Raw genomic sequence first — 12,329 nt, forward strand, 5'->3', positions numbered from 1 at the left:
TTTTCCTATGAAATATTACAAAGGGGTGTATTTTAGATGGAACAATAATTTTTTCTTCAGGAGGAAAACAATGACAAAAATATTCATTTTAGCATCAACACTTTCTTTATCCTTTTTTAGTGGCTTAAATATTGGTAATGCTGCAACTGAAAACTTCAATCCAATAACAAACGCTATTGTACAAAATAACGATAATTTAGCAGAAGGTAATTCAAAAGATAATAATAAACCTCCAGGAAACAATGGCTCTCAGGACGATAGTGGTTCTGACGGCAACGGCTCTGGTGGCAGTGGTTCTGGCGGCAGTGGTTCTGACGGCAACGGTTCTGGTGGCAGTGGTTCTGGTGGCAACGGTTCTGGCGGCAGTGGTTCTGGCGGCAGTGGTTCTGACGGCAACGGTTCTGGTGGCAGTGGTTCTGGCGGCAATGGTTCTGGTGGCAACGGTTCTGGTGGCAGTGGTTCTGGCGGCAATGGTTCTGGTGGCAATGGTTCTGGCGGTAATGGTTCTGGTGGCAATGGTTCTGGTGGCAGTGGTTCTGGTGACAATGGCTCTGGTGGCAACGGTTCTGGTGGCAACGGTTCTGGTGGCAATGGCTCTGGTGGCAACGGTTCTGGCGGCAGTGGTTCTGGTGGCAGTGGTTCTGGTGGCAGTGGTTCTGGTGACAATGGCTCTGGTGGCAACGGTTCTGGCGGCAGTGGTTCTGGCGGCAGTGGTTCTGACGGCAACGGTTCTGGTGGCAGTGGTTCTGGTGGCAGTGGCTCCGGTGGCAGTGGTTCTGGTGGCAGTGGCTCCGGTGGCAACGGTTCTGGCGGCAACGGTTCTGGTGGCAGTGGTTCTGGTGACAATGGCTCTGGTGGCAATGGTTCTGGTGGCAGTGGCTCCGGTAGCAATGGTTCTGGTGGCAGTGGCTCCGGTAGCAATGGTTCTGGTGGCAATGGTTCTGGTGGCAGTGGTTCTGGTGGCAGTGGCTCTCAGGGCGGCAACCGTGTTAAAGGCGACAGTAGTTCTCAAGGTGGTAATGGTTCTCAGGGTGGCAACCGTGTTAAAGGCGATAGCGGCTCTCAAAGCGGTAACGCAAAAGATAATGCAACAAAACAAGGCAATAAGCTGCCTAATACTGCAACGCATTATCCTGCATCTATTTTAATTGGTCTTTCGACATTCCTAATTGGTGTGTTACTATTTATTCGTCGTAAAAACGCAAAATAAAAAAATCATCCTTCCATCTAAAAATACATGAAACAGATTATAAAATGAAACTTTAATCAGTGGGGATTTTGTTCATCCCCCACTGATTATTAGCCTTCACCAATCGAGCTTTTACGGGCAGCAGGGCTCCCACCTAACTTCTTTGCTCCAGCCGAATTTTGAAGTGGGAGTTTTACTGCCTGGAAAATAACGGGATAAAACTAAAAAGGACTTTGATTGCATTTTATTATGCAATCAAAGGTCCTTTTTGTCATCTAGTAGCAAGAGTATTAATACGCTTTTCCCCAATACACCATCTGCTTCGCTTTTTTACTACAGCAAATACATTCGTCAGCTAAACTTTCTTGTTCGAACGGAATACAACGTGAAGATACTCCAATTTCTTCTTTTAATTTTTCTTCACAAGCTAGTTCTCCACACCACATCGCTTTAATAAATCCTTGCTTTTCATCAGCCGCTTTTTTCATCTCTTCGAAATTCGTCACACTATACGTATTCTCATCGCGAAATACTTTTGCTTTGCTAAATAAAGAATGGTGAATTTCCTCAAGTAGTGCTGGAATGCGTTCTTCTAATTGATCCATTGATATAAATTCTTTTTCTTTCGTATCTCGCCTTACAAGTACAACTTGATTCTTTTCAATATCCTTTGGACCAACTTCTAATCTAATTGGAACACCCTTCATTTCATACTCATTAAATTTCCAGCCAGGTGTTTTATTGCTAGCATCTATTTTTACACGTGCAACCTTCTGAATACGTCCTTGCAACTCTGTTGCTTTTTCTAACACACCTTCTTTGTGCTGAGCAATAGGAACGATAACAACTTGTACTGGAGCGACTTTCGGTGGCATTACAAGTCCGTTATTATCGCTATGAACCATAATAAGTCCACCTATCATTCTTGTTGATACACCCCAAGATGTTTGATGTACGTATTGCCATTTACCGTTACGGTCTAAAAACTTAATATCAAATGCTTCAGAGAAATTCGTTCCAAAGTTATGAGATGTTCCTGTTTGAAGTGCTTTTCCATCATGCATTAAACTTTCAATCGTATAAGTTGCCTTCGCTCCTGCAAATTTTTCTTTTTCTGTTTTTTGCCCTTTAATAACCGGAATCGCTAAATACTCTTCACAAAAAGCAGCATATAGATTTAAAATATTTAATGTTTCAATTTGAGATTCTTCTGCCGTTTCATGAATCGTATGACCTTCTTGCCATAAAAATTCAGTTGTACGAAGGAATGGTCTCGTCGTCTTCTCCCAACGAACTACTGAACACCACTGGTTATATAACTTTGGTAAATCATTATATGATTGAACAATTTTTGAAAAATGCTCACAGAATAGAGTTTCAGATGTAGGGCGTATACAAAGCCTTTCCGCCAATTTCTCATCTCCGCCATGAGTAACCCATGCTACTTCAGGAGCAAATCCTTCAACATGATCTTTCTCTTTTTGTAATAAACTCTCTGGAATAAACATTGGCATGTACACATTTTCATGACCAGATTCTTTTAATTTTTCATCCATCACTTTCTGGATATTTTCCCATAATGCATAACCGTATGGACGTAAAATCATACAACCTTTCACACTTGAATAATCAACAAGCTCCGCTTTTTTTACAATATCGGTATACCACTGAGCAAAGTCTTCTTCCATTTTCGTAATGGCTTGTACTTGTTCTTTTACCATAGTTATTCTTCCTCCTTTAGAAAATAGAAAAAGCCCGCGTCCCCAAATAGGGACCGAGCTTTGTCGGCGTTACCACCCTGATTCATACACAAAAAAATTGAGTATGCTCTCTTTTTGATAACGGGAATTTCCCGCTGCATATGCAGAACTCAAAGGTAGGTTCCATATCGCCTCTTTAAGAATCTTCCAGCCAAAAGGATTCTCTCTCTGCAAAAAGGTAAGACATGTACTATTCCTTTTTCATCGTTATAATAAAATAAATTTGTTGAATATCATAATATAAATTTTATTTCAAAACAAGAGCCAATTTTCTTGTTTTTATACATTTTTTTCAATTATCACTGTTTTATACGTAACTTTTCCGAACTATTTTTACAAGTTGATGAGCAACCATACCAATTAGTGTACCAATTAAAACGAAGAAACAAATAAATCCGTATCCCATTCCTTCCCAACCACCAATAGCGATCATTGTTACAGGAAAGAAAGCTAAACAAAGAAGTACTAAACTAAGTGCAAATATAATATCAAACTGTTTGTCTGGAAAACGTTTCTTTAGTAAATATGACATAAAAAATACAAGGAGAACGGTGACTCCACCAATGATGTAAAAGATACCAAATCCATCTAGCCAATCCATAGTATTCCCTCCTTCCATTCATTCCCTTATACTTATTATATGTTTAATTTTTCTGAAAATAAATAACAAAATTTTATTCAAAAATATATTTTTACCACCAGGTATTAATAGTAATATATAAGAATAGGTTTTATATAATCAGGAGGGAAACTTTATGGATAAAGCATTAACAAATCACGTCATCATTTTATCTTTTGACTGCTTATCAGCTTTAGATTTTCCTATATTACAAAAACTACCGCATTTCCAAACTTTAATAAAAAAGGGCGCGATTGCGAAAAAAGTGGAGCCAATTTATCCTTCTGTAACATATCCAAGCCACTCAACAATTGTAACCGGTAATTATCCTAATAAGCATGGCGTTGTCAGCAATACATTACTTCAACCAGGACGTGATTCACCAGATTGGCATTGGTACCGAAAGTTCATTAAAGGGACAACTTTATATGATGAAGCACGCAAAGCAAATTTAACGACAGCAGCCCTTCTATGGCCTGTTACTGGAAGAGCAAATATCGATTACAATTTACCAGAAATTTTTCCAAATAGACCGTGGCAAAATCAAATTTTAGTTTCATTATTTAGCGGTAGCCCGCTATATCAATTAGATTTAAATCGTCGTTTCGGCCATATACGAAATGGATTGTCACAGCCTGAGCTTGATGATTTCGTCCTTGCTTCTGCCGTACATACAATCCAGACGAAAAAGCCTAATGTTATGTTTGTACATTTTACTGATTTAGATACGCAAAGACATTACCATGGCTTCGAGTCCGAGGAAACAGTAGCTGCAATCCATAGACACGACGAACGCCTTGGAAAAATTATTCATGCATTAAAAGAAAGCGGGATATACGAAGAAAGTACAATTATTGCACTTGGCGATCATAGCGCTTTAAGTGAAAACAAAGCAATCCAATTAAATGTCCTATTTCGTCAAAAAGGACTTATATCCGTAAATAAAAGTGGCAAGTTACTAGATTGGAAAGCTTATTGCCAAAGCTGTGATGGATCTGCCTACGTACATGTAAGAGATAAAAATGATACTGAAACGATTAATGAGATTCAACTTCTTCTTGAAGGACTTCTTCAGGATAAACAAAATGGAATTGAATTTATTCTGCACGATGAAGATGCAAAAGAACGTGGTGCTGATGGTAATTGCTTATTTATGCTAGAAGCCATGGAAGGTTATTACTTCATTGAAAATTATACAGGTGATTTCATAAAAGAAATTACTAAAAAAGATGTTACTTCTAGTAAGAAATATACATTTGGAACACATGGATATTCCCCAACAAAACCTAACTATGAAACAATTTTTATGGCTGCTGGGAAAGGCATTCAAAGTGGCGTTACAATCCCGTATATGAGACTGATTGATGAAGGTCCCACTATTGCTAGGTTACTCGGTTTGCACTTAGGTGAAACAGACGGAGCAATTGTAGAGGATTTACTTCAATTGTAAAGAACTGTGTATATATGTAAAAGTTATGTAAAAATCATCACTGTTTCTCTTTTTACAATTTTTATTTTTGTACACTGTTAGTAGAACAAATTTAAGGGGGAACATTATATGAAAAAAATGTCCAGACAAGAAAAAAGCTGGATATTATATGATTGGGCGAACTCGGTATATTCGCTCGTCATTACAACCGCATTATTTCCAATTTACTTTAAAGCAGCTGCAAAAGAAGCTGGACTATCTGGTGCAACTTCAACAGCCTATTGGGGATATGCAAACTCGTTCGCTACACTTTTAATTTCTATACTCGCTCCTATTCTCGGCACGGTTGCTGATTATAAGGGATTTAAAAAACGATTTTTCACATTCTTCTTTGGACTCGGTATCGTATTTACAAGTATGCTAGCAGTTGTTCCAACATCTCAGTGGTACTTATTACTAGGATGCTATATGCTCGCATTAGTTGGCTTTGCTGGAGCAAATATTTTTTATGATGCATTTCTAGTAGATGTTACCTCTGGAGATAGAATGGACCGAATTTCTACGCGAGGTTTTGCATTAGGTTACATTGGGAGCACAATTCCTTTTATCGGTTGTATTGCTCTTATTATTCTTGCTCAAAAAGGAACTATCCCCTTATCAGTCGGAATTGCTAGTCAAATTTCCTTTGCAATAACAGCTCTTTGGTGGGGACTATTTACGATACCAATGCTAAAAAATGTAGAGCAAACACACTATATTGAACGTCATCCAAGACCAATTGCAATGAGCTTCAAGCGCCTTGCTAATACGTTTAAAAATATTAAAGAATATAAAACTGTATTTATGTTCCTAATAGCTTACTTTTTCTACATTGATGGGGTAGATACAATTATCACTATGTCTACTGCTTACGGAACAGATCTCGGTATTAGTGCAACCAATCTATTAATCATCTTATTTGTAACACAAATTGTCGCTTGTCCATTTGCTTTATTATATGGAAAACTATCGGAAACATTTACCGGTAAAAAAATGCTATATGTCGGTATTATCATTTATATCATTATTTGCACATATGCTTATTTCTTAAAAACGACACTTGATTTCTGGATTTTAGCAATGTTAGTTGCCACTTCTCAAGGCGGTATTCAAGCACTTAGCCGTTCATATTTCGCAAAACTAGTACCGAAAGAATCTGCAAATGAATTCTTCGGATTTTATAATATCTTTGGTAAATTCGCAGCAATTATGGGTCCGGTATTAGTTGGTGTCACAACACAATTAACAGGAAAAACAAACGCTGGTGTCCTTAGTATTATTGTCCTATTTATTATCGGTGGATTCTTATTAACTAGAGTACCCGAAAATGATACGTCCGTTACACCACCTAATCCGAAAACTAAAACAATATAAGAGAAAGATCCCCTTCACACAAGAAGGGGATCTTTCTCTTATATTTTTAACGATAACGCCCCACAATTAAAAACTCTAAAGCTTGTACAAAAATAATTTATCGACAGTTGTTCCTAATACTTCTGCTAACCGGAATGCTAGCGCTAAGCTTGGATCATATTTATTATTCTCAATTGCATTTATCGTCTGTCTTGATACGGTACACTTATCCGCTAATGCACCTTGTGAAATATTATTTGCAGTGCGCAATTCATAGATTTGATTTTTCACACCGTTTCTCCTAACCTGTAAAATCGTTTTTACATCATCAGTATATAGTTGGTACATTTCATTGTCAAAAGACTGTACAAGAAAAGAGAGCAATTCTGCTCCGTTACAATGGTTATTTTGAAGCTAACGAATTCGTCAGTTCCTCTTTATTAGCAAGCTCTTCTTTTTTTATTTGCATACGTAGAACTGGACCTATTGCCAATAAAATAAGTGACGTCGCTATACAAAATACAATCACTAGTGAAGTCATTTCCTTCAATCCTCCAGCTAGCGATGTTCCGATTAACATAGCACCCATAAATAATGGTAAAATTGTTCCATTTACTCTTCCAATCATGTTTTCTGGTACAAGCTGAATCATAAGCGTACCGACAACGATATTAACACAAGCTAAACAAATACCTGTTCCAAACCTCATGAAACTAGTAATCCAAAATGATGTAGATAGCCCTTCTACTAAAAATGACATCGCTAATATGCTCATACCGAATACAAACATCTTTTTCGGATTCACTTTTGAAGCGAAAACAGCAGCAACAATACCACCGATTAGCATACCTATTCCATCCGCTGCCGCTAAATATTGAACGGCTTCTTTTTCCATTCCAAGCCGTTCTATTACAAGAAACACCTCTAACGGATTTGTTAGTCCAACTGCTAATCCCATAATGGTGAAAGTGATCGTAATCATACGTAAATTTTTCGTATGAAGAACGTACTTCCAACCCTCTTTTATATCATTTTTTAATGAATCTCTCACCACTTGCTCTTGTTCCACCCATTTTGGTAAAAATGAAAGAGCGATAGCAGATAACAAAAATAAAATAATTAAGCTATATAGTGACGTAAATAAACCAAGTTGTGTGTACACAAGCGATCCTACCACTGGTCCAAAAATCATAAATAGCGACTGTAATGTTTGATTAAATGCAATTGCATTTGCTACCTGTTCTTCTTTTACATAGCGTTTAAATATACGCGAAGATGATGGCTGAGAAAACTGACCTACAATCGCGGAAATGAGTGTTGCAAAAAATATAGCCTGCCAATAATCCAGCTTTAACAACAAGACAATTCCTACAATAGACAGTACACTTAATACATCTCCAGCAACCATCGTTCTTTTCGGATTCCAGCGATCAGCTAGTGCCCCACCGATAAACGAGAAAATAAAAATAGGTGCATATTCCATAACCGATAACAAAGAAACTGAAACTGGATCATTATTCGTTCGCTCCATTATGAAATACAAAAGAGCCATATTTCTAATCCAAATTGCAAATTGTTGTAAAATATCAGATGCCATAACGAGCATAAATGCTCGGTTTTTAAATAAAGCGTTCATTTTCATTCCCCTTTCATAAACCGACCGTTCGGTCTAATTTATTTTGTAAGAAAAGCAACTGACCTATTATTCAGCTGCCATTCCTTTTAACAATACATCTATTGCCTTTTTATAAATACGTTTCAGCTCTTTATAATCTAACTCGTAGTAAAGTACTCCAAGCCCCGATAATAATCCATTCACAATATACATAAGATCACGTGTATCATCTTCTTGAAACTCTCCAGACTGTATACCTGCTTCAATTAATTTCTCAACCATAACATATGATTCTCTAGTTAAAGCTAACAGTTCATCCAGAATTTCTTTACTTACAACTTGGCTCATAGAGAATTCCTCTATTGCATTTGAAATGGGTTGCTGTATGTCCTCTACATAATATTCCGCGAGACCATATAGTTTTTCAATACTAGTACTATACAACTTCTCTTTTTCATTCCATTTTTCAAGCCAATCATACGTATGCTGTTTCACTACAAATAAAAATAATTCTTCTTTACTTTTAAAGTGATAATAAATGCTTCCTTTACTTCTCTCTGTAATTTCACAAATCTCTTCCATAGATGTAGCTGCATAGCCCTTCTGTGAAAACAAACTTTCTGCTTTATAGGCAATTTCTTTCTTTATCTCTTCTGCGCTTCTTCTCATATTCACACCTCTTTAAACCGACCGTTCAGTCTAATAATAACAAATAAAAAACCTCTATCGCAAGAGGCTATACTCCTTATTTAAGAAAACGTACTTTCAAACCACATTCGAATCATATGTATTATTCCAAATTTAAATCCTAATTTAGTAAGAAATACGGTTCCCTTTTCATTTCCCCTAGCATGTTAAAAATATTTAATCAAACGTTTGTTTAACTGTTTTTATGCATATGTAAGCTAACTAATTAAACGTTTGTTTAAAAAGAAATACGCCCCCTATAGGGCGTATTCTCATCAATCACCGCCGCCTCCACCACCGCAGCTACCTCCACTATCTCCACCAAAAGAACCTCCGCAATCATGTGAACCTCCATCGTGCGAACTATCATTATCCGATCCAGCAAAGAAAAATAATGGTGATGAGCTGTTGGATGAATTATGAATGTTATTTTGTTTCGTAAGATTTACCTTCTTTTTGTTTGATCGAACTGCTGTTACGATCGTTCCAACTACAACAAATAATAGTATGACAATAATAAATTCCATATAAAAGCCCCCCTTAATCTTCGAATAATTGAATGGTTCTCTCTAAATTTTCAAGTGAAATGAAGCGCGATTCACGAAGGATCTCTTTTCCATTATAAAATAATAAAACTGTTGGTCCTGTAAATACTGCATATCGCCCCGCGATCTCTTGCATGTCTTGCAGTAATATTTCTACTTTCTCTACGTAATCATAATTCTCTAATACGCAATTTACTTTTCTTAACATAACATCACAAACACTACAATTTTCCGTTTTAATAAACAGCAGTACTAATTGTTGTCCTTCAATATATGTCGCTAATTCTTCTATCGTTTCAAATGTATTCATCTTATCCCTCTTAGCGTAATTTACGAAATACTTTATCCTGATACATACGAAAAGCTGAACTATCTTTAATCTTTCTCTTTTCCATTACTTGCTGAAAACGCAGCGTTTTTGCTGTTAACTCTTCTTGTAATTCTTTTTTCTCTACTTCATCATAACAGCACGCAATTAAGTCTTCTATCTTTAATATATCTTTTTGTAGTTCCATTTCTGGTGGAATCATACCCGCATTTTTTAAGATTTTATAACTCATTCTAAGTTCTGGAGGTACCATTGAAAGGTCTTCTAATTGTAGTGGTTTTCCTTTTCCCGGAATATTATCAAGATCACCATTCCGTATTGCTTGACGAATTTTTTCCTCAGCAATGTTCAAAAACACATCCACACTATCCGCTCCTTTACATATTTCTACTATTATTTTACATGAAATTTCATCATCCTGCTACGTCATTCAAGATTGACTTCGTAAAATTTTTCCAGGTTTATCCTGCTATTTGCCGGGCAGTAAAACTCCCGATTGGTGAGGGCTGATAATCAGTGGAGGATGAACAAAACCCCCACTGATTAAAGTTTCACTTTATTTAAACGATAATCGAACACAAATTTTACGAAAAATCGAAAATAGATATTATAATAACCTATTATGATTATATTTAGTTTCTAATATGAAGTTTATGTGAAGTTCATCTGAATTTCACATGAATTCCCTTTAAGTTCTATTGTCTTCCCATACTAATCACATTATCCTTTACATATAGGAATCATTTCCATTCCGTTTCAAACTATCTATATATAGATACAAAGATAGTAGCCTATTAGGGAAAGGCATCTAGTATTATTATAAATATAACCAAAGAAAAAGAACTCTTATGGTGCGCTTATAAGCGCACCATAAGAGTTCTTTTTCTTAAAATTCTCACGTAAGAGTTCTTGAAAATCATGTTACTCACAAAGAAAAGGCATTAGCTCATAAAAGCTAATGCCTTTTCTTTGTGAGTATTGTTAAACGTTCCATTTTTCGATATTCCATATTTTCGTTATCCATGCTTCATAGAAAGATGGCTCATGTGAAACAATTAAAACTGTACCTTTATATTGTTTTAACGCTTCCTGTAAAGCCGTCTTAGTCTCTGTATCCAAATGGTTAGTTGGTTCATCTAAAATTAAAACATTGCTTTTAGTTACGATAAGTTCGCATAATCGTACTTTTGTTTGTTCTCCTCCACTTAATAACTGGATAGATTTTAATACATGTTCTTCTTTCAATCCGCACTTTGCTAATGCTTGTCGGATTTCTTTTCTTGTCATATCTGGTCTCCCTGCCCATACTCTTTCTAGTGCAGTTATTTCTGAGGAAAATTCCTCTTGTGCAAAATAAGCGGGTTTTACTCGTTCCCCAACAGAGACTGAGCCGCCTAACGGTTTTATTTGTCCTAGTAATGTTTTTAACATTGTTGTTTTTCCAATCCCATTATGACCAATAATCGCAATCTTTTCCCCTTTTTTCACTAGAAAATCCAATTCCGGAAATAACGGTTCACCATAACCAATTTTCAGTTTCTCTACCTGTAATATACGACTCACTGGCTCAGTATAAACATTAAAATCAAAACGGGCGCGAGGTACATCGTTAACCTTTTCAACCTTTTTCATTTTCTCTAATACTTTTTCACGACTTTTCGCTTGTTTCGCTTTACGAATTTTATTTTTTTGAATAAAACCCTCTAAATGTGCAATTTCTTTTTGTTGTTTCGCATACGCCGCTTGTAATTGTTTCCTTTGTAATTGATAACTTTGCAAAAAGGTTTCATAATCTCCTACATAGCGCTTAACCTTTCGTTCTTCTAGATGATAAATAACATTCGTAATATTGTTCAAAAATATTTCATCATGCGAAATGATAATATAAGCTTTTTCATACATTTGTAAATACGATTGCAACCATTCTATATGAGCTGTATCTAAATAGTTAGTTGGCTCATCTAATAATAAAACATCCGCTTTTTCTAAAAGGAGTTTCCCAAGTAACAACTTTGTCCGCTGACCACCACTTAACTTTGAAACATCCTTTTCCAATCCTATTTCAAACAAGCCTAAGCCGGTTGCTACTTCCTCAATTTCTGTATGAATTTGATAAAAATTAGAATTCTCCAATATAGTTTGTAACTCTCCATACCTTACTAACAATTTTTCTACTTCTCCTGCTCCAGCCATCTCTTCTGTAAGTTTTAACATGTCACGTTCCAACTCATACAGGTTAGAAAACGCACTTTGCAAGTATTCTTCAATTGTTATGCCTTCTTGTAAATCTATATGCTGTTGCAAAAAGCCAATCTTCACATGTGGAAACCATTCAATGCTTCCATCATCATGTATAAGTTCTCCTGTTAACAAGCGTAATAATGTGGATTTTCCAATTCCATTTTTCCCTACTAGCCCAACATGTTCGCCCTTTAATAATCGAAAGCACGCATTATATAAAATGGTTTTCTCACCATATGAATGACTTACATTTTCTACTGTTAATATACTCATCTTTTTTCTCTCCTTTTCTTATGATCCATAAGCTAAATAGAGAGAACAACAGTATAAAGCCTTATTTAGTTATACATATAAAAATGGGTAAGGTGAATACACCTTACCCATTACATATTATCGTAAGAAAGGATTAAGGTTCTTTACCTGCTGTCTTCAATTTAGCTTCATCTTTAAAAATGGGCAGACTTCTCCCGTATCAAGCTAAAACCATTTGAAGAACAGTTGATAAAGTCATTTTATCCTTTCAC

At 36.2% G+C, this 12,329-nt stretch carries 12 protein-coding genes, 1 pseudogene and 1 other annotated feature; of the genes and pseudogenes, 3 read left to right on the forward strand and 10 right to left on the reverse strand.

The window, feature by feature from the left end:
- Window positions 1-70 precede the first annotated feature (70 nt).
- Window positions 71-1,210, forward strand: a complete 1,140-nt coding sequence (locus tag AC1DKZ_RS19270) for a cell wall anchor protein (RefSeq protein ID WP_476996889.1) — start codon at window positions 71-73, stop codon at window positions 1,208-1,210.
- A gap of 269 nt (window positions 1,211-1,479) precedes the next feature.
- Here the strand turns inward: AC1DKZ_RS19270 and proS are convergent, their stop codons facing one another.
- Together proS and AC1DKZ_RS19280 are read right to left on the reverse strand one after the other, a co-directional pair.
- Window positions 1,480-2,910, reverse strand: coding sequence for a proline--tRNA ligase (proS, locus tag AC1DKZ_RS19275; protein ID WP_476996860.1), 1,431 nt, complete (start codon window positions 2,908-2,910; stop codon window positions 1,480-1,482).
- 45 nt (window positions 2,911-2,955) lie between these two features.
- Window positions 2,956-3,163 (reverse strand) — a binding site (T-box leader).
- 93 nt (window positions 3,164-3,256) lie between these two features.
- Window positions 3,257-3,550, reverse strand: coding sequence for a YesK-like family protein (locus tag AC1DKZ_RS19280; RefSeq protein ID WP_002124993.1), 294 nt, complete (start codon window positions 3,548-3,550; stop codon window positions 3,257-3,259).
- Window positions 3,551-3,704: 154 nt separating this feature from the next.
- Between AC1DKZ_RS19280 and AC1DKZ_RS19285 the strand changes: the two genes are divergently transcribed.
- Together AC1DKZ_RS19285 and AC1DKZ_RS19290 are read left to right on the forward strand one after the other, a co-directional pair.
- On the forward strand, window positions 3,705-5,018 hold the full coding sequence (locus tag AC1DKZ_RS19285) for an alkaline phosphatase family protein (RefSeq protein ID WP_476996861.1): 1,314 nt from the start codon (window positions 3,705-3,707) through the stop codon (window positions 5,016-5,018).
- Window positions 5,019-5,126: 108 nt separating this feature from the next.
- Window positions 5,127-6,410: an MFS transporter gene (locus AC1DKZ_RS19290; RefSeq protein ID WP_404457654.1), complete on the forward strand. Its 1,284-nt coding sequence runs from the start codon at window positions 5,127-5,129 to the stop codon at window positions 6,408-6,410.
- A 75-nt stretch (window positions 6,411-6,485) separates the two neighbouring features.
- Here the strand turns inward: AC1DKZ_RS19290 and AC1DKZ_RS19295 are convergent, their stop codons facing one another.
- From AC1DKZ_RS19295 to AC1DKZ_RS19330, 8 genes and pseudogenes are all read right to left on the reverse strand, one after another.
- On the reverse strand, window positions 6,486-6,737 hold the full coding sequence (locus AC1DKZ_RS19295; protein ID WP_476996890.1) for a helix-turn-helix transcriptional regulator: 252 nt from the start codon (window positions 6,735-6,737) through the stop codon (window positions 6,486-6,488).
- Window positions 6,738-6,792: 55 nt separating this feature from the next.
- Window positions 6,793-8,025, reverse strand: a complete 1,233-nt coding sequence (locus AC1DKZ_RS19300) for an MFS transporter (protein ID WP_431182618.1) — start codon at window positions 8,023-8,025, stop codon at window positions 6,793-6,795.
- Between the two features lie 66 nt (window positions 8,026-8,091).
- Window positions 8,092-8,673: a TetR/AcrR family transcriptional regulator gene (locus tag AC1DKZ_RS19305; protein WP_113710405.1), complete on the reverse strand. Its 582-nt coding sequence runs from the start codon at window positions 8,671-8,673 to the stop codon at window positions 8,092-8,094.
- Window positions 8,674-8,753: 80 nt separating this feature from the next.
- Window positions 8,754-8,837: pseudogene (locus AC1DKZ_RS19310) on the reverse strand (histidine kinase); the annotation flags it as partial.
- A 129-nt stretch (window positions 8,838-8,966) separates the two neighbouring features.
- Window positions 8,967-9,218, reverse strand: coding sequence for a hypothetical protein (locus tag AC1DKZ_RS19315; protein ID WP_000394370.1), 252 nt, complete (start codon window positions 9,216-9,218; stop codon window positions 8,967-8,969).
- A 13-nt stretch (window positions 9,219-9,231) separates the two neighbouring features.
- Window positions 9,232-9,546 carry a thioredoxin family protein gene (locus AC1DKZ_RS19320; protein ID WP_476996862.1) on the reverse strand — a complete coding sequence of 105 codons (315 nt, stop codon included), beginning with the start codon at window positions 9,544-9,546 and terminating at the stop codon, window positions 9,232-9,234.
- 10 nt (window positions 9,547-9,556) lie between these two features.
- Window positions 9,557-9,928 carry a DnaJ family domain-containing protein gene (locus AC1DKZ_RS19325; protein WP_431182616.1) on the reverse strand — a complete coding sequence of 124 codons (372 nt, stop codon included), beginning with the start codon at window positions 9,926-9,928 and terminating at the stop codon, window positions 9,557-9,559.
- 617 nt (window positions 9,929-10,545) lie between these two features.
- Complete coding sequence (locus AC1DKZ_RS19330) at window positions 10,546-12,078, reverse strand: ABC-F family ATP-binding cassette domain-containing protein (protein WP_476996863.1); 1,533 nt, start codon at window positions 12,076-12,078, stop codon at window positions 10,546-10,548.
- Window positions 12,079-12,329: the final 251 nt, after the last annotated feature.

This window comes from Bacillus sp. 05T21 (assembly GCF_056396785.1).